At 63.3% G+C, this 17,098-nt stretch carries 17 protein-coding genes; 14 read left to right on the top strand and 3 right to left on the bottom strand.

The genetic code is table 11. The annotated features are described in order from the left end of the window. Nucleotide 1 precedes the first annotated feature (1 nt). The 10 genes from dmpG to TC41_RS06940 all read left to right on the top strand — a co-directional run bounded on the left by dmpG (nt 2) and on the right by TC41_RS06940 (nt 8,208). Complete coding sequence (gene dmpG, locus TC41_RS06985) at nt 2-1,060, top strand: 4-hydroxy-2-oxovalerate aldolase (RefSeq protein ID WP_014464318.1); 1,059 nt, start codon at nt 2-4, stop codon at nt 1,058-1,060. Next, entirely contained in the window at nt 1,029-1,808 is a 780-nt protein-coding gene (locus TC41_RS06980; protein WP_014464317.1) for a 2-keto-4-pentenoate hydratase, read from the top strand. Before dmpG ends, TC41_RS06980 begins: the two co-directional genes overlap by 32 nt. An 11-nt stretch (nt 1,809-1,819) precedes the next feature. Then, nucleotides 1,820-2,029 carry a 4-oxalocrotonate tautomerase gene (locus tag TC41_RS06975; protein WP_014464316.1) on the top strand — a complete coding sequence of 70 codons (210 nt, stop codon included), beginning with the start codon at nt 1,820-1,822 and terminating at the stop codon, nt 2,027-2,029. After that, entirely contained in the window at nt 2,026-2,997 is a 972-nt protein-coding gene (locus TC41_RS06970) for an amidohydrolase family protein (RefSeq protein ID WP_014464315.1), read from the top strand. The genes TC41_RS06975 and TC41_RS06970 overlap by 4 nt, the downstream gene beginning before the upstream one ends. Before the next feature lie 271 nt (nt 2,998-3,268). Next, nucleotides 3,269-4,114, top strand: coding sequence for a VOC family protein (locus tag TC41_RS06965; RefSeq protein ID WP_237700056.1), 846 nt, complete (start codon nt 3,269-3,271; stop codon nt 4,112-4,114). Between the two features lie 38 nt (nt 4,115-4,152). Then, complete coding sequence (locus TC41_RS06960; RefSeq protein WP_014464312.1) at nt 4,153-4,806, top strand: GntR family transcriptional regulator; 654 nt, start codon at nt 4,153-4,155, stop codon at nt 4,804-4,806. A gap of 96 nt (nt 4,807-4,902) precedes the next feature. Further along, complete coding sequence (locus TC41_RS06955) at nt 4,903-5,814, top strand: DUF6282 family protein (protein ID WP_014464311.1); 912 nt, start codon at nt 4,903-4,905, stop codon at nt 5,812-5,814. Between the two features lie 57 nt (nt 5,815-5,871). Continuing rightward, a complete protein-coding gene (locus TC41_RS06950) occupies nt 5,872-6,588 on the top strand; it encodes a PIG-L deacetylase family protein (RefSeq protein WP_041695149.1) in 717 nt (238 codons plus the stop codon). Further along, the gene (locus tag TC41_RS06945) at nt 6,585-7,259 is read left to right on the top strand and encodes a 4-carboxy-4-hydroxy-2-oxoadipate aldolase/oxaloacetate decarboxylase (protein ID WP_014464309.1); all 675 of its coding nucleotides are present in this window, start codon (nt 6,585-6,587) and stop codon (nt 7,257-7,259) included. The genes TC41_RS06950 and TC41_RS06945 overlap by 4 nt, the downstream gene beginning before the upstream one ends. Before the next feature lie 34 nt (nt 7,260-7,293). Then, nucleotides 7,294-8,208, top strand: coding sequence for a prephenate dehydrogenase/arogenate dehydrogenase family protein (locus TC41_RS06940; protein ID WP_041695148.1), 915 nt, complete (start codon nt 7,294-7,296; stop codon nt 8,206-8,208). Between the two features lie 90 nt (nt 8,209-8,298). On the opposite strand, the gene glpX is transcribed toward TC41_RS06940, so the two are convergent. Beyond that, the gene (glpX, locus tag TC41_RS06935) at nt 8,299-9,264 is read right to left on the bottom strand and encodes a class II fructose-bisphosphatase (protein WP_014464307.1); all 966 of its coding nucleotides are present in this window, start codon (nt 9,262-9,264) and stop codon (nt 8,299-8,301) included. A gap of 309 nt (nt 9,265-9,573) precedes the next feature. Between glpX and ppdK the strand changes: the two genes are divergently transcribed. The 4 genes from ppdK to TC41_RS06915 all read left to right on the top strand — a co-directional run bounded on the left by ppdK (nt 9,574) and on the right by TC41_RS06915 (nt 14,883). Beyond that, nucleotides 9,574-12,261 (top strand): pyruvate, phosphate dikinase, encoded by a 2,688-nt coding sequence (gene ppdK, locus TC41_RS06930; RefSeq protein WP_014464306.1) that lies wholly within the window; start codon nt 9,574-9,576, stop codon nt 12,259-12,261. A 55-nt stretch (nt 12,262-12,316) separates the two neighbouring features. After that, entirely contained in the window at nt 12,317-13,060 is a 744-nt protein-coding gene (locus TC41_RS06925; RefSeq protein ID WP_014464305.1) for a helix-turn-helix transcriptional regulator, read from the top strand. Beyond that, nucleotides 13,039-13,905 carry a pyruvate, water dikinase regulatory protein gene (locus tag TC41_RS06920; RefSeq protein ID WP_014464304.1) on the top strand — a complete coding sequence of 289 codons (867 nt, stop codon included), beginning with the start codon at nt 13,039-13,041 and terminating at the stop codon, nt 13,903-13,905. The genes TC41_RS06925 and TC41_RS06920 overlap by 22 nt, the downstream gene beginning before the upstream one ends. Nucleotides 13,906-13,995: 90 nt before the next feature. Continuing rightward, nucleotides 13,996-14,883, top strand: coding sequence for a DMT family transporter (locus tag TC41_RS06915; protein ID WP_014464303.1), 888 nt, complete (start codon nt 13,996-13,998; stop codon nt 14,881-14,883). A gap of 117 nt (nt 14,884-15,000) precedes the next feature. Here TC41_RS06915 and TC41_RS06910 read toward each other — a convergent pair whose 3' ends face one another. Together TC41_RS06910 and TC41_RS06905 are read right to left on the bottom strand one after the other, a co-directional pair. Continuing rightward, the gene (locus TC41_RS06910) at nt 15,001-15,990 is read right to left on the bottom strand and encodes a hypothetical protein (RefSeq protein ID WP_014464302.1); all 990 of its coding nucleotides are present in this window, start codon (nt 15,988-15,990) and stop codon (nt 15,001-15,003) included. A 19-nt stretch (nt 15,991-16,009) separates the two neighbouring features. Beyond that, nucleotides 16,010-17,026, bottom strand: coding sequence for a phosphodiester glycosidase family protein (locus tag TC41_RS06905; protein WP_041695147.1), 1,017 nt, complete (start codon nt 17,024-17,026; stop codon nt 16,010-16,012). Nucleotides 17,027-17,098 lie beyond the last annotated feature (72 nt).

Raw genomic sequence — 17,098 nt, 5'->3', positions numbered from 1 at the left:
GGTGTCGTATCGGTACAAGATTGAAATCACGGACGTCACGCTCCGCGACGGGATGCACGCCGTGAGGCATCAGTTCAGCGTCGAAGATGCCAAGGCCATCGCGAGCGCGCTGGACAGGACGGGCGTGGCCAAGATCGAGGCGTCCCACGGCGATGGGCTCGGCGGAAGCTCGATTCAGTACGGTTTTTCGAAGGAGTCGGAAGAGGATTACGTCGGAGCGGTGTGTCAGACGGTGAAGACCTCTCAGGTCGTCGCGCTACTGTTGCCTGGCATCGGAACGCTCGAAGACTTGAAGCGCGCCGTCGGCCTCGGCATCCGCGGAGTGCGGGTCGCCACACATTCCACGGAGGCGGACATCTCCGCGGAACACATGGAGGAAGCGCGCAAGATGGGACTCGATGTGGTCGGTTTTCTCATGATGAGCCACATGACGGAGACCGAGCGCCTGGTGGAAGAGGCGAAGAAGATGGCCTCTTACGGCGCGCACTGCGTGTACATCGTCGATTCGGCGGGCGCGATGCTCATGGACGAGGTTCGCCGCAAGGTGTCCGCACTGCGGGAGGCTCTGCCGGACGACGTCGAGGTCGGATTTCACGCGCACAACAACCTCGGCGTGGCGGTCGCCAACTCCATCGCGGCCGTGGAAGAGGGCGCATACCGGATTGACGCGAGCCTCGCGGGGCTCGGGGCAGGCGCGGGAAACACGCCGCTCGAGGTGTTTGTGGCCGCGTGCGAGAAATACGGCATCGAGACCGGCGTGGACCTGTACGCCGCCATGGACGCCGCGGAGGACGTCGTGCGCCCGCGGATGGCGCGACCCGTCCTGACGGATTGCACGGCGCTCACGCTGGGCTACGCGGGCGTGTATTCCAGCTTTCTCTTGCACGCCGAGCGAGCGGCGAAGCAGTTTGGGGTCGACGTGCGCGACATTCTTGTGGAACTCGGCAGGCGCCGCGTGGTGGGTGGCCAGGAGGATATGATCGTCGATGTCGCGTACGAGATCGCGCACGGCAAGGAGGCGAACGCGGATGGCCCTGTCGCTTCCGTCCATCGCGGATGAATTGTATCGCCACCAGACGGCGGCCACGGAGTTGAAGAAGCTGACGCTCCGCTACGAAGGCCTCACGGTGGACGACGCGTACGAGATTCAGCGGTTGACCATGCAGAAGTACATGGCGGAGGGTGCGCGGCTCGTCGGCTGGAAGATGGGGCTCACGAGCAAGGCGAAGCAGCGGTCCGTGGGCGTCGACGAACCCATTTTCGGACATCTACTCTCCACGATGGAACTGGAGCGCCCGGTGTTGTCGATGCAGGGACTCATCCATCCGCGCGTGGAGCCGGAGATCGCGTTCGTGTTCCGCAGCCGTTTGGAGGGGCCGAATGTGACCGCGCGCGACGTCTGGCTCGCGACCGAGTGCGTCGTGCCAGCGGTTGAGGTGATCGACAGCCGGTACGAGAACTTCTCGTTCACGCTCGTGGACGTGATCGCCGACAACGCGTCGAGCGCGCGCTTCTATCTGGCGGATCAGGCGTACTCGCCGTACGCCTTTCGGCTCGACGAGGTGGGGGTGGTCATGCGCCTGAACGGGGACGTCGCGCAGACGGGCGCCGGCGCGGCGGTGCTCGGCCACCCGGTGCGGTCCGTCGTGGAACAGGTGCGCATGCTCACGCGCTTCGGCGCGGCCATCGAGCCCGGCATGGTGGTCCTGACGGGCGGCATCACGGAGGCCATCTACGTGCACCCGGGCGATCGCGTCGAGATCGCCTTCGCGGGCATGGGTGTCATCGAACTGGACGTCATCGAGTGAGGGGGATCGAGATGCCGCTGGTCCAGGTCACCATGGTGGAGGGTCGCTCGCCCGAGCAGAAGCGGGCGCTTATGGAGAAGCTGACCGACGCGGTGGTGGAGACGCTCGGCGCCAAGCGGGAGACGGTGCGGGTCATCCTGTACGAGGTGCCAAAAGCGCACTGGGGCGTTGGCGGCGTGTCGAAGGCGGAACAGGACGCGGCCCGAGGTGAAACGCCATGATCGAGCCGAATCGGGCGGCGGACGTGCACACGCACTTCCTGCCTACTGAGGTGCTTGAGTTCCTCAAGCGCGAGCCACGCATTCAGGTGGATCTGGAGCGGCGCGCGCCGGACAAGGAGCCGTTTCTCACGGTGGAAGGGCGTTGGTCGTTCGAGCTGAAGCGCATGTTCGTCGACTTCGAGGCGTTCGCGAGCGCCTATCGGCAGGCTGGCATCGGCCTGGCGCTCGTGTCGCCACTGCCGCAGCTCTTCGTGTATCACCTGCCGGCCGAGATGGGCGCGCAGGTGGCCGAGGTGTACAACGACGCCCTGCGAGATGTGCTGGCGCCGCACCGCGAGCGGTTTCGCCCGCTCGCCACGCTGCCGCTCGCGGATCCGACGGCCGCCGCGCGGGAGCTCGAGCGCCGGATGGACGAGGGCTTCGTCGGGGCCATCGTGGGGCCAGGGGTCGGAGAGGCGCTCATCGGCGACGAAGCCTTTTGGCCCTTGTGGGAGGTCGCGGACGCGCGCCGGGCGGTGCTGTTTTTGCATCCCTTGCTGCACGCCGATCCGCGGGCGGCGCGCCTCATGCTGCCCAACCTGGTCGGCGTGCCCTGGGAGACCACGCTCGCGGCGGCGCACCTCGTCCTCTCTGGCCTTCTCGACCGGTATCCCGGCGCGCGCGTGCTATTGGCGCACGGGGGTGGCTTTCTGCCGTATCAAATCGGGCGCATCGAACAGGGATACGACGTGTGGCCGCAGGTGAGAGGGCGGCTGCAGGACCGGCCGACGGCGTATCTCCGGCGCATGTTCTACGACAACGTGCTGTGGTCCGACGCTGCGCTTCGCTGTTTGATCGACGTGGTCGGCGCCGATCGCGTCCTCGCGGGATCGGACTTTCCATTTGACCTGTCCGCCTGGCCGCCGCGCCCGGGGGCCGACGTGTCCGTCCTCGCCGGCGGTAGCGGCCGCGAAGGCCGCTTGTCTTGAGCGCAGGGCACTCTTGCGCTGCGCGCCACCCACGCGCGGGCGAAATGACACGAAAGCGTTGACATGCATCAAGTGGTGCGCCATGATAGAGGTGTCGACCAAATTGTCATACAATCATGTTGCCGAATGATCCGGCCGATCTCGGCCGGCCGCGAGAGGGGGAATCGATGATGAGCGCCGAGCCCGTGTATGACATCGCTCACCTTGGGCACGTTGAGCTGTTCACGCCTGTGATGGACGAGAGTTACCGTTTTTTCATGATCTCTTGGGCATGGAGGAGGTGAGGCGTGATGCGCGCTCCATCTACTTGCGTTGCATAGGCGACTACGAGATGTACTCGCTCATCCTCACCGAATCCGACCGAGCGGGCGTCGGCCATACGGCGCTTCGCACGACGAGCGAGCAGGCGCTTGCGCGCCGAGTTCGAGCGCTGACGGAGGCGGGCGTCGACGGGGAATGGGTGCATGGGAGCTTCGGGCACGGTCCCGGCTACCAGTTTCGCGGGCCGGATGGGCATTTGTACGAGCTGTACTACGAGACGAAGTATTATGATCCTCCTGACCACCTGCGCCCTTTCCTGAAGAATCAGCCGCAGAAGTTGACGGGCCGGGGCGTCGGGGTGAAAACGCTGGATCACGTCAATTTTTTGTCGTCGGATGCGGAGCGCGACGGCGACTTTGTCGAAGCGGTGCTCGGGCTCAAACTCACGGAGCAGATACGGCTGGACAACGGGAAGCGGCCTGGGGTTTGGTACCGCGCCATGAACAAGTCGTACGACGTCGTGTACACCTTGGACGCAACAGGGGCCCGCGGCCGCCTGCACCACATCGCCTTTCGCGTCGACACGAACGAGAGCATTTGGCGAGCCGCGGATCTGTTCGTCGATCACGGCGTGTTCATCGAATTCGCCCCCAGCAAGCACGCCATTAACCAGACTTACTTTGTATATGTGTACGAGCCCGGCGGCAACCGCATCGAGGTGTGCGCGGGCGGCTATCTTGTCCTCGCGCCAGACTGGCAGCCCATCACATGGACGGAGGCCGAACGCGCTCGCGGTCAAGCGTGGGGCAACAAGACGGTCGAAAGCTTTCACCATTACGGCACGCCTGTGGTATAACTGTTCCAGATGACAAGCCGACCGGAGGCGGGGCCTACGTGGAAGTCTCAAGTCAGGGTTACACGGAAGAAGAGTGTTACAGGCGGCTTCGCGACGCCATCATCGACGGCACGCTCATGCCGTCTCAGCGGCTTGTGGAGATGGACCTCGCGCGATGGCTTGGTGCGAGTCGGGCCACGGTCCGCACCGTCCTCGCCCGCCTGGAACAGGAGGGCTTGGTGGAGCGGGAGCGTTACCGCGGTGCCCGCGTCCGCCACGTCTCCCACGAGGAAGCCGTGGAGATCTTGGAGGTTCGCATGGCGCTGGAGTGCCTCATCGCGCGGTACGCGGCGCTAAGGGCGGCGGACGAGGACGTGCGCCGGCTGGATGACATCCTCGCGTGGATGCGCCGTCAGTATGAGGGGAACGATCTGTTGGCGTACTCGGACGGCAACGCGCAACTCCACCGGACCATCGCGGAGATCTCCCGTCACCACACGGCCCGGCGACTGCTCGACACGCTCAACTCGCAAAGCGTTCGATACCAATACCGCACCATCTTGGCACCGAATCGATCGGCCGCGTCCATGCAAGAGCACCAAAACATCGTGGATGCGATTCGCCTGGGAGATCCGGACGCGGCCGAGCAGGCCATGCGCGTGCATCTCAGCCATGTCTGTGACACGCTCCGCAACATGCGCCAGGGATTTTGACGCAAGGGTGAAGGCCCAGGCGTCGCTGCGTTTTCGATTGTTGTCTATTTTGTAAGACAATCATGAATTCGTTCTTGACAGAAAGGACGCGAGCCCATGGGACAACGGGAGGACATCATATCGCTTCTCAGCGGCCTCTACGACCTGCATGTGCACGTCTGGCCGGACCTCGTCGAGCGCAGCATCGACGACGTGTCGTTGGCCCGCCAGTTCCGAGACCTCGGTTGGTCAGGCTTTGCCCTCAAATCTCACTACTTTCCCACGGTTGAACGAGCGAAAGTGGTGTCCAGCGTCTTTCCCGAAGTCGACGTGATCGGAGCCCTCGTGCTAAATCACGCCGTCGGCGGGTTCAACCCCGTCGCCGTGGACATCGCCGGCCGAGCGGGGGGGCGCATCGTGTGGCTGCCCACCGTCGACGCGGCGAACGAAAGCCCCGAAAGACAGGCCGCCCGCGGCCAATCCCACCTTCCGTTTTGGGCGCGCATCCAATCGGAGGTGCGGGCAGAAGGCATCGGGCTCGAGCTGCTGTCGATATGGGACGAACAGGGCCGCTTCCGTTCCGACCTCGCCCAATGCCTTGAACGGGCTCGTCACCATCAAATGGCAATCGCGACCGGGCATCTGGCGCGAGACGAAATTTTCGCCGTGGTGGAGCGCGCGCGGGCGCTTGGGATTCAAAAGATCATCGTGACGCACGCGCTGTTTCCTTCCGAAGCGCTGTCGATTGAAGACCAGGTGAAGCTCGCCGATCTCGGGGCCTTCATCGAACACTGCTACACCACGTTTTACACCCAGAAGTGCGATTGGGGCGTGCTCTTTGAGGCCATCCGCGCCGTGGGGCCAGAGCGCACACTCCTTTCCACGGATCTCGGTCAGAAGTCCAATCCGAGCGTCGTCGATGGCATCGTGGACTTCACCGCGCGCCTTCTCGACGCCGGCTTTTCGCCCGATGCCCTGCGAACGATGTGGGTGGACAACCCGCGCAAGTTGATGGGACGCGAGGCGTGAGATGCGCTTCGCATGAGATGAATTCGAGACGTGTGGGATGAAAGGAGAGGTTGTCACGTGCAGAATCGGGGAACGTTGATGGTCGTGAGCGCGCACGCCGCCGACTTCGTGTGGCGGGCTGGCGGAGCCATCGCCTTGTACAGCGATCGTGGCTGGACGGTGCGCGTCCTGTGTCTGACGTACGGCGAGCGAGGAGAGTCTGCGCGCCTGTGGAAGGAGGGCAAGTCGCTCGATGAAATCAAGCGCATTCGGCGCGAGGAGGCCGAGCGGGCTGCGGACATCCTGGGCGCGGAGGTCCGCTTCCTCGATGTTGGAGATTACCCCATCGAGGTGACGCCGGACTTGCGAGATGCGCTTGTGCAGGAGTTTCGCAAGTATCGCCCGGATGTGCTGTTGTCGCATACCTTCGTGGATCCCTACAATGCCGACCATCCGCGCACGGCCGAACTCGTCCGTGAGGCAAGGATTCTCGCGCAGGCGCACGGGTATCCGTCTGAATACCCGCCCATCGGCGCCCCTCAGCTCTATTCGTTCGAACCTCATCAACCCGAACAGTGCCAGTTCCGGATCGATCTCCTGCTGGACATCACCCCGGTCTTCGAGAAGAAGCGGCAGGCGATGGAATGCATGGAGGCCCAGGAGCATCTCTGGGCGTATTACACGGATCTTGCGAAGCGCCGCGGTGTGCAGGCAGGCCGCAATTCCGGGCAACCCATCGTCTACGCAGAGGCGTATCAGCGCGTGTTTCCTTCTGTCGGAGGTGAATTCGTGTGAGGCCGGTCATCGTCACGAAGGTTGAGCGACCGGAGCGCGCGCTCGTCGAACATCTGGGCCGCCACTCCGTCGCGACGCTTCACGAGGCGATGGGGCGCGACGGGCTGATGTTGCCCTACATGCGGCCCATCTACCGAGGCGCGCGCGCGTTTGGCACCGCCGTCACAGTCCTGTGCCAGCCTGGGGACAACCTCATGATTCACGCCAGCGTCGAGGTGTGCCAACCAGGAGACGTCTTGGTAGTCACCACGACTTCACCGTCGACCGACGGGATGTTCGGTGAACTCCTCGCGACCTCGCTCCAGGCGCGCGGCGTGGCGGGGCTTGTGATTGAGGCAGGCGTGCGCGACGTGGCAGAACTCGAGAAGATGGGCTTCCCGGTCTGGTCTCGCGCCATCTCGGCTCGCGGCACCGTCAAAGCAACCCCGGGGTGTGTGAACGTGCCCATCGTGTGCGCGGGAATCTGCGTTCGGCCGGGCGACGTGATCGTCGCGGACATGGACGGGGTGGTCTGCGTGCCCCAGGAGCGCGCGTTGGACGTTGCGGCACAGGCCGACGTCCGAGTCGAGAAGGAAGAAGCGACTCGGGCGCGACTCGCGGCTGGGGAACTCGGCATCGATTTGTACGGACTGCGGGACAAGCTGCGGGAACTCGGTGTGACATGGATTTGAGGTGCGGTACCAGAACAACGGGAGGGCGAGCGGCATGAAACTGGGGTTCATCGGATTCGGAGAAGCCGCGAGCGCCATTGCGGCAGGTCTTCGGCAGGCAGGCACCCTCGACCTGTTGGTGTACGACGCCGCGCCTTCTGATACCTGGAAGACAAGGGCGCAGGATCTTGGCGCTTCATGTAAGGCGTCGGTGGCGGAAGTGGCCGTCGAATCTGACGTCATCTTCTCCTTGGTCCCGGCGCAGGCTGCGCTCGAGGTAGCGAAACAAGCCGCTCCGCATCTGAGCGATGGGGCGCTGTACGCCGACTTCACCTCGTGCTCGCCGGCCGTCAAGCGAGCCATCGGAGAAGTCATCTCGCAGAACCGTCCGTCGGTGCAATACGCTGCCGTCGCAGTGATGTCAGCAGTCAAGCCGCACGGCCATCGGGTGCCCCTCGTAGTGGACGGCGACGGCGCGCACAGGTTCCAGGAAACCTTCGCGCCGTACGGCTGCCAGATCGAGGTGTTGGACGGCGAGGTGGGTGGGGCCGCACTTCTCAAGATGTGCCGCTCCGCGGTGTTGAAGGGACTCGAGGCGCTGTTTCTGGAAGCTTTGTTGGCCGCCGAAAAGATGGGGCTGGCCGATCGCGTCCTTGACTCGCTCGACGCGTCGTTTCCAGATCATCACCTGCGAGATCTGGCCCTGTATCTGGTGGGGCGTAACTTGGAGCACGCGGAGCGGCGCGCGCATGAACTCGGCGAGGTGGTGGAGACCCTTCGCTCCATTTCCGTCAAGCCGTTGGTCGCCGAGGGCGGGTACCGCCGCTTGACGCGCGCGGCTGAGGTTCGCGCCGCGATGGGCGAACGGCCAGACGGTGTCGGGGCGTGGCTCAGGGCGCTCGCCAGGGCCGAGGCAGTCCCGGGGAAAGCGAACGGCGTCGCGGCGAGCGAACGCTCGAAAGACGCCTAAGACGCCTAAAAGGAAGGCCGCCCTCAGGGCGGCCTTTTGAGTTAGGAACGTGTGGAGAGGATGAAGCATCAACACCGACCTCGGACAGGGTCACACCGTCTGCGCGAGCCGAAGTTCGAGCGGCCGATAATGCGTGGCATTGACATGGCGGACCGTGCCCGTGCGAACCCGCATGACGACCGAATGCGTGTGCAGGTAGTCGCCTTCGCGACGCACGCCCTCGAGCCAATCCCCATCGGTGATGCCCGTCGCCGCGAAGATGGCGTCGTCATCGCCGGCGAGATCAGACAGGGTGAGGGTCTTGGCGACGTCGAGGCCGAGTTGCTGGCAGCGCTCGCGCTGCTCGGGAGTCTGCGGCATCAATCGGCCTTGGAAGTCGCCGCCCAAGCAGCGCAAGGCCACCGCCGCGAGGACGCCTTCCGGCGCACCACCGGAACCGATGTACAGGTCGGTGCCTCCGCGAGGCAGCGCCGTGGCGATAGAGCCCAGCACATCGCCCGCGTTCAGCAACTTGATCCGCACACCTAAGCGCCGAGCCACTTCGAGGTGGGCTTTGTGGCGATCGCGCTCGAGCATGGCCACCGAGAGCTCCGACAGAGGCTTGCCGAGCGCTTCGGCCGCCTTCCGCAGCGTGGTCTCCAGCGGGTCGTCGAGGGAGAGGATACCGCGCAGGCGAGGGCCGCACGCGAGCTTCTCCATGTACATGTCCGGGGCCTTCAACAAATGTCCTCGTGGGGCGATGGCCGCGACCGAAAGGGCGTTCGGCAGCATCTTGGCCACCATGGACGTGCCTTCAATGGGATCGACGGCCACATCGACGCGCGGCCCGCGTCCCGTCCCGACCTCTTCCCCCTGCGCGAGCATGGGCGCTTCGTCCATCTCGCCTTCGCCAATGACCACGACGCCGCGGATATTGACGGTGCGGAACATGTTGCGCATCGCCTCCGTGGCTGCACCGTCCGCGCCGTCCGCATCACCCCGGCCTACCCACTTGCTGGCGGCAAGCGCGGCCGCTTCCGTGACGCGAACGAGTTCGAGAGCGAGCTCTCGATCCATCGGCGATCCCTCCTTGGTAACTCCGTCGGCTGCAACCGGCTTCCATCGCGTGGTGTTCCCGACTGCGCGGCGACCCGTCGATTGGTACGCGCAGACTCACCTTCAACAGAATTATGACATCACAATCCCGGTTTCGTCAATGGATTCACGAAAATTATTGCGTCATAATTGGTTCTGTGGTATGAACAAAATACAGGGATTTCGAATTGTGATGTGTCACATGGCGAGCTCGCGGCAAGCGCACGGCGACAGATGTGCAAGCGCTTCGCCGGATGGGCGACACGAAAGCCGCGACAAGGGGGATGCAAGATGGCACAGGTGCAGGATGTCGAGCGCCAGCAGGCACTCACGAACCGGTGGGTCTATTCCTTTGATCAGGCCGATCCGAAAAATCGAAGCCTTCTGGGCGGCAAAGGTGCCAATTTGGCGCAGATGGTTCAATGGGGGTTCCCGGTCCCGCCTGGATTCACCATCACAACGGAGGCTTGCAACGAATATTGGGCGCGGGGAGGCAAGTTTCCCGAGGGGCTCATGGACGAGGTGGCGCTCGCCATTCTTCGGCTCGAGCGCACGGCCGGGAAGCGATTCGGCGATGCGTTTCAGCCGCTTCTCGTGTCGGTCCGCTCCGGCGCGCCCGTCTCGATGCCGGGCATGATGGACACCATTTTGAATCTGGGCCTGAATGATCTGACCGTGCGGGCGTTGGCGAACCAGTCGCAGGACCCCGCGTTCGCGTACGACTCTTACCGCCGCCTGATTCAAATGTTCGCAAACGTGGTGTTCAATGTATCCCTTGAGCCGTTTGAACACGCGCTGAGGGCCGCCAAGGCGAAGCATGGCGTCGAGCGCGATCGCGACCTTCCGGCCGACGCGTGGAAGGAGCTCGTGGCGACGTACCTGAAACTGTTTGCCGAGCACGTCGGGCAGCCGTTCCCACAGGACGTAAACGTGCAATTGGAGCTCGCCATCGAAGCTGTGTTCCGCTCCTGGAACAGCCCGCGAGCCATCGTCTATCGTAAGGCACATGGCATCCCAGAGACGCTCGGCACGGCGGTGAACGTCCAGGCCATGGTGTTTGGCAACATGGGTGACGACAGCGGCACGGGGGTCATCTTTACCCGCCATCCGTCGACAGGTGAACCGGTGTTGTTTGGCGAGTTCCTGTCGAATGCGCAGGGTGAAGATGTCGTTGCGGGCATCCGCACGCCTCAACCCATTGCCGATCTCGCCCACACGATGCCGCACGTGTACGAGTCGCTCGTGGCCCTCGCGAAGCAGTTGGAGACGCGCTTCCGGGACATGCAGGACGTCGAATTTACCGTGGAGCGGGGCAAGCTGTTCGTGCTGCAGACGCGGAGCGGGAAGCGCACGGCGCAAGCGGCCGTCCGCATCGCCATTGACATGCTGCACGAAGGTCTCATTCAGCCGGAAGAGGCGCTCCTGCGCGTCGATGCCCAACATCTTCGCCAGCTCTTGCACCGTCGCCTCCAGGGAACCGATGCGCTGCAGGTGTTCGCCAAGGGTCTTCCGGCGTCTCCAGGCGCGAGCGTGGGGCGAATGGTGCTGGACGCGGACACGGCAGTGGAGTGGGCGCAGCGCGGTGAAAAGGTCGTCCTCGTCAGGCCCGAAACGACGCCCGAGGACATCCACGGCGTGTTGGCCGCAGAAGGCGTCGTCACGACGCACGGAGGAATGACGAGTCACGCGGCAGTCGTGGCCCGCGGCATTGGCAAACCGGCGGTCTGCGGCTGCGACGGCGTGCATATCGACTTCGAGGCGCGGCAGGTCGAATCGAACGGCGTCGTGCTGAAGGAAGGCGACGTCATCTCGGTGGACGGCGGAACCGGGACGGTATACGTCGGCGAGGCCCAGATGGAAGAAGCCAAAATGGCGGACGAGTTGAAGGAATTGTTGTCTATCGCCGACGAAGTGCGGCGCCTCAAGGTCCGCGCCAATGCGGATACGCCGGAAGACGCGCGGCGGGCGAGAGAGTTCGGCGCCGAAGGGATTGGCCTTTGCCGCACGGAGCACATGTTCTTGTCGCCAGACCGGGTCCCGCTCGTGCAGCGCATGATTTTGGCGACCACGTCGGCGGAACGACAAGCGGCGCTGTCGAAACTGTTGCCGCTCCAGGTCTCGGATTTCACTGCTATCTTTGAAGCGATGGACGGCCTGCCGGTCACCATACGCCTGCTGGATCCGCCGCTGCACGAGTTCCTGCCTCGAGAGGAAGAGCTGGAAGAGAGGCTGGAAGCACTTCGCGCGCAGGGCGCGTCGCAGGACGAGATCGCCGAGACGGAACAGTTGCTCCGGCAAGCCCGCTACCTGCGGGAGGCTAATCCCATGATGGGGCTCCGAGGGTCTCGGCTGGGTATTGTGTATCCGGAGATCTACGACATGCAAATGGAAGCCATCATCACGGCCGCAGCGCAGGCGAAACGCCGAGGCATCGCCGTCGAGCTGGAAGTGATGTTGCCGCTCATCGGATCGCCGAAGGAGCTTCGTGTGTTGCGCGAACGCATGGAGGAAATCGCGAAGCGTACCATGGAGCGCGCGGGCGTTGAGATCACATACCGCATCGGCACCATGATTGAGGTGCCGCGCGCCGCGCTGACGGCGGATCAGATTGCGGAGGATGCTCAATTTTTCTCCTTCGGCACGAACGACCTGACGCAGATGACGTTCGCCTTCAGCCGAGACGACGCCGAGGGCAAATTCCTAAACGTATATCTGGATCGGGAGATCTTGCCGTACAACCCGTTTGAGACGCTGGACACGGAGGGCGTCGGCAAGCTGATTCAATGGGCGGTCGAAGCCGGGCGCAAGCGCCGTCCGGATTTGAAGACCGGCGTGTGCGGCGAGCACGGGGGCGATCCGGCTTCTATCGCGTTCTGCGAGGACATCGGACTCGACTACGTCAGCTGCTCGCCGTTCCGCATCCCAGTCGCGCGGATTGCCGCGGCGCAGGCAGCGGTGCGCAAACGCATGACGGGTTGATGAGGCGGTAGGCACCCAGGGGGACAAATGGAAACAAGATGAGATGCGGATATTGATGTACAATAGAGACACACGCGATGCGATTCGCGGCCAGGCGGTCGAGTGTCCGCCTGGCCGCCTCTTGCTGGGGGAGAGGCCCATCGAACTCACACCTCGTCAGAAGGAAATTTTGCGACTCGTGCAGGCACATCAACCCATCACCGGCGATCAAATCGCGGAAATGCTTGGCGTCAGCCGGCCCACCATTCGTTCGGATCTCTCGTTGCTCGTCATGCTAGGACAGCTGGACGCGAAACCGCGGGTGGGGCTATTTCTTGCCGATCCGGCCGAGCCAGCCGAGCCAGCCGAGCCAGCCGAGCCAGCCACGCCCGTCCCATGGCGCGATCTGCGCGTGGGTGAGGTTCAATCCCTTCCCGTGATTGTGCGGGAAACCACGACGGTTCACGACGCCGTGATCACGATGTTCCTGGAGGACGTGGGAGGCCTGATCGTGGCGGATGAAGAGGGGCGGCTGCAGGGGGTCGTCTCGCGCAAAGATTTTCTGAAATTTACGCTGGGAAATGCCAGCGCAACCTCGCTTCCCGTGGGCATGATCATGACTCGCTACCCGCACATCGAAACGGTGACACCGAATGATCTCGTGATCGACGCGGCGAAGCGGATGATCGAGTACAAAGTCGACAGCCTGCCCGTCGTCGAACCCTCAAGCGAGGATGGCAAACCGCCGATTGTCGTCGGCCGGATCACCAAGACGACGCTGGCGCGCCTGGTGGCAGAATGGGGGACCAACTGGCGATGACCGAATCGAACGTTCAGGACACGCGCACCATCTACATCTGTTCCGATTCGCTGGGCGATACAGCCGAGGCCGTGGTTCACGCGGTGATTCATCAGTTTGACATGCGGCGCGTGAAGATCGTCCGGTATGCGCAAGTGCGCACGGAAGACGAGATCCGCGAAATCGTGGAGGCGGCCAAGCAGACGGGCGGCTTCATCGCGTACACGCTCGTGCAGCCCGAGTTGCGCGAGATGATGAAGATGGAGAGCATCCGGCTGGGCGTGCGCGTCGTCGACATCATGGGTCCGATGATGCAGGCCTTCATCGATACGTTTCACGACCACCCGAAGCAGAAGCCGGGACTTCTTCACGTCTTGAATGAGGATTACTTCCGGCGCGTCGACGCCATCGAGTTCGCGGTCAAAGCGGATGACGGGCGCGATCCCCGGGCGCTCTTGCAGGCCGACGTCGTCCTCATCGGCGTCTCCCGCACTTCCAAGACCCCGGTCAGCATCTTCCTCGCCCACAAGGGCCTTCGCGTGGCCAACCTGCCGCTCGTGCCCGAGGTCAAGCCTCCCGCGGAGTTGTATCAGGTGCCGCGATCGCGCATTGTGGGCCTCACGATGGGCGTGGAACAGATGATGCGGATCCGCAGTCAGCGCCTCAAGCACATGGGGCTGCCCGTGCTCGCGCAGTACGCGGATCGCAAGCGGATTGAGGAAGAGTTGCTGTACGCCGAATCGATTGTGCGCGATCTCGGCTGTCCACTCATCGACGTCACGGACCGGGCCATCGAGGAAACGGCGCAGCGGATACTGGAGCTCGTAGCGAAGGATCGGGAGAGGGAAGGGCACAGGCAGCCGTAGGACACCTTGCCCTCTCAACATTTCAATGGTGAAATGAGAGATCTGATCTCTTCAAACGGGCTACCGCCCGTCGGCAGAAAGGATGGAATCATGCAGCGTTCCCGAGACGCGAGCGTCTGGGCAGCCCGCGGGCTGCTCGTCTTCGTGACGCTCGTATGGGGCGCCACGTTCACGTTGACCAAACAGGCGCTTGCCATCTTGCCAGTGTACGCCTTTCTTTCCCTTCGCTTCTCCGCGGCGGCCTTCGCCACGCTGGGCCTGGCTTTTTTGTCTCGCCGCGGCTCGGCTTGGAAGGATGCGCGCACATGGGCCGTTGGTGCGACGGCAGGTATCCCGCTCGGGGCGAGCTTTCTCCTGCAGACGCAGGGACTTCGCACCATCACGCCCGGGCTCAGCGGGTTTCTCACGGGCCTGAATGTCGTCATGGTGCCCATTCTCGCGAGTGCAATCACGAAGCGGCGGCCGGACGCCCGCACCTGGTGGGGCGTCGTTCTGGCATGCATCGGGCTTCTTTGCATGTGCGCCGGGACACCACTTGCCGGGAGATTCCTAGGCGTCGCGGAGACCTTTCTCTGCGCGCTGTGCATTGCCCTGCAGATTGTCGTCGTGGATAGGTGGGCGAAAGGGCTGGACGCGTTCGCCGTTGCCGCGGTGGAAGTGTGGGTCACAGCGCTCCTCACGTGGGTTGCCGCCCTTGTCGCCCGACAATGGGCGCCGCTCGCGGACGTGCGCTTATGGATGCAGCCTGTCACGTGGGCGGCTGTCCTGGTGAACGGCCTGCTTGGCACGGCGTTTGCGCTCTGGGCGCAAAATTGGGCCCAGGAGCGTCTGTCGTCTGCGCAGACGGCCATTGCGTTTGCGCTTGAGCCCGTCTTCGCAGCGGCGATTGGCTGGGTGGTCCTTGGCGAGGCGATGACGTGGCCGGGGATCGTCGGAGGACTTTTGATTGTCGCGAGTATGGCGGTGGCGCCGGCGTGACGGCGCGCGGCCTTTTTGTTCCTCTTTTTCGTCCGATAATAGATATTATGTCAAGTTAAAATCGAGGCCGGTCGCCTCTCGACAGCCACTGGCACTTCCCTTGTGCGCAGCTCGACTTCACACCTCGACATTCGTCATGGCCGGCGGATTGAGGGCAATGGAACCCGACGACGAGATGGCGATGTCGCTCGCGAGAGCCGGTTGTGCGAGCTGCCGGACCAGTTGATCGCCGTCTGAGGTCTGGCGATACACGGCCGTCACCAAACCGTCGGCGTTGACCGTGCCGTAGTAGAGCGTGTTGCCGACGACGCCGAGGAGCGCCGCATTGGACTTCACGAGTTGCCAGTCCATTTGAAACTCAGGCGTATAGCTGCTCGTCTCAGGGGTCTGGTAGAGGCGAACGACGTTCCACTGGCCGCCTTGATTGATCTCGAGGTACAGGTTATCTCCGGTCTCGGTCATCGCGATATTCTTGATATAACCAGCCGGTACGGTGACCGGCTGAACGGTCTCCATGGTGCCCACGTGGTAGACCTCACTCGATCCGTCCGCTTCGATGAGCACAAAGATGTCGTTTGTCGCCGTGCTGTACGTCACTTTCACAATCCGCGCATCTGGCGACAAGTTGGAAAACACGGGCACGCTTGCGGCGGTCTCGTCGGCCTGGAGCCCATTCGACACGTAAAATGTGTTCAGTTCCAAGTTGCCAGGCGAGCGCTCCTCCCCCACAAACACCTCGGCGTTGCCGAGCCAGTCCACATATTGCACCGGGTACAAGTCGGTCGCTTCGCTGACCTGCGCCCCCGTCTCCAATTGCACCACGTGAACGGTATCCCACCCACTCGAATCCGATGTGACGTAGGTGGCATATTCGCCGTTCGGCGAAACGGTGACGCCCTCGTACTCGCGTTTGAGCTGCAGAAGTTCCAGCTGCGCTCGGCGATGCAAAGCGGCCTGGATCTCGCGCTGAGAGGCCGTTTGCTGGGAGACGAGGAGATGGTTGAGATGGTAGAAGAAGAGCGATTCACACGCGGTGCAGAGAGCCGCCAGCGCGAGGAAACGGCGCCCCACCCGCCTGCCTCTGGGCTTCTGTTCCATTTGGATCATCGGCTTCCCTCCCCATCGCTCAATTCGGCATGACGACAAATGCCGTCGCCACGCTGCGCGGGCCCGTGAGGTCCACGGGCGTGTTGACCATGCGCCCGTTGTACACCATGGTCGTGGACGATCCGCCGTCCAAATCCGCTGCGATCACGGCGTGATACTGGAGCATGATGGCCGTGATGTCCGACATGGAAGCGCCGAGGTGACCAAATTGCCCTCGCCCGTCCGTCACCACCATAATCACCTTCCCGTCGGCCGTTTGCCCGATGGCGGTGCGCGGATTGAGCCCCTGATCCGGAACCTCTACAGGCTGCCCGTTCAACACGAGCACCGGGCCGAAACTGAGGGCCTCTGTGACATGCAGCTTCTCGAGATCGGCCAGAGAGTAATCGCCAGCGATCATCTGGCCGCCGCTCGTAAACCCGATTTCGGGATACTTGGCCGTGCTGTTTGCCCCTGTGATGACGCGTCCGTCGACGATCGTGATGCCGAGGGGTTGAGCGCCGGTACCCTGCTGATTGTTGTCCGCAAACGCGCCGCCGTTGATGCCGGCCACGGCGCCCGCGTCCTGGACGAGCTGCGGCACCGTCTCCCCGCGCTCGCCGAGATATTTCGTCACCGCAACCCGCACGCGCTTCGGGTTGTCCACAACAAGAATGTAGGCCGTGAACGTGTTGCCGTGATAGGTATAGAGGTGCATCGAGTTGTCTGCATCGTTGAAGTCGCGGGTCACAATGTCGGAGATGGGCAGCGTGTCCGACACAAGGCTGCCGCTCAAGGCGTGGTCCGCGATGACCGACTCAGGAAGCGTGAAAAGCGACAGCGGGCGAAGTAGATACCCGTGCCGCGTCTCATCCAGCGTGTCGATCACGTAGGTGCGCAGCGCAGGAAAGGGCCCGTGGAAGACCAAGAGTGACGCCGACACGAACGCATACAGCGCCGTGGCTATCAACACGCCTAGCCATCCGCCGCGGCGTCTCGGCTTGTCCTTGGTCTTCGACTCTTGAATGCGGGCGGTCCGATGAGGTCTCCGATCCAACGCTGTCCCTCCCTGCATCCTGGTTTCCGGCGTTATAGACGAAGGACAACGCGACTCCGTTCAACGCCGGGC

The sequence above is a fragment of the Alicyclobacillus acidocaldarius subsp. acidocaldarius Tc-4-1 genome (genome assembly GCF_000219875.1).
Lineage (GTDB): Bacteria > Bacillota > Bacilli > Alicyclobacillales > Alicyclobacillaceae > Alicyclobacillus > Alicyclobacillus acidocaldarius_A.
This window is presented reverse-complemented; position numbering and strand designations above follow the sequence as displayed.

Coding starts and splice junctions, on each gene's coding strand:
- TC41_RS06980 (WP_014464317.1), top strand. CDS start 1,029: ATGGCCCTGTCGCTTCCGTCCATCGCGGATGAATTGTATCGCCACCAG.
- TC41_RS06975 (WP_014464316.1), top strand. CDS start 1,820: ATGCCGCTGGTCCAGGTCACCATGGTGGAGGGTCGCTCGCCCGAGCAG.
- TC41_RS06970 (WP_014464315.1), top strand. CDS start 2,026: ATGATCGAGCCGAATCGGGCGGCGGACGTGCACACGCACTTCCTGCCT.
- TC41_RS06965 (WP_237700056.1), top strand. CDS start 3,269: ATGGAGGAGGTGAGGCGTGATGCGCGCTCCATCTACTTGCGTTGCATA.
- TC41_RS06955 (WP_014464311.1), top strand. CDS start 4,903: ATGGGACAACGGGAGGACATCATATCGCTTCTCAGCGGCCTCTACGAC.
- TC41_RS06940 (WP_041695148.1), top strand. CDS start 7,294: ATGAAACTGGGGTTCATCGGATTCGGAGAAGCCGCGAGCGCCATTGCG.
- glpX (WP_014464307.1), bottom strand. CDS start 9,264: ATGGATCGAGAGCTCGCTCTCGAACTCGTTCGCGTCACGGAAGCGGCC.
- ppdK (WP_014464306.1), top strand. CDS start 9,574: ATGGCACAGGTGCAGGATGTCGAGCGCCAGCAGGCACTCACGAACCGG.
- TC41_RS06925 (WP_014464305.1), top strand. CDS start 12,317: ATGTACAATAGAGACACACGCGATGCGATTCGCGGCCAGGCGGTCGAG.
- TC41_RS06920 (WP_014464304.1), top strand. CDS start 13,039: ATGGGGGACCAACTGGCGATGACCGAATCGAACGTTCAGGACACGCGC.
- TC41_RS06915 (WP_014464303.1), top strand. CDS start 13,996: ATGCAGCGTTCCCGAGACGCGAGCGTCTGGGCAGCCCGCGGGCTGCTC.
- TC41_RS06910 (WP_014464302.1), bottom strand. CDS start 15,990: ATGATCCAAATGGAACAGAAGCCCAGAGGCAGGCGGGTGGGGCGCCGT.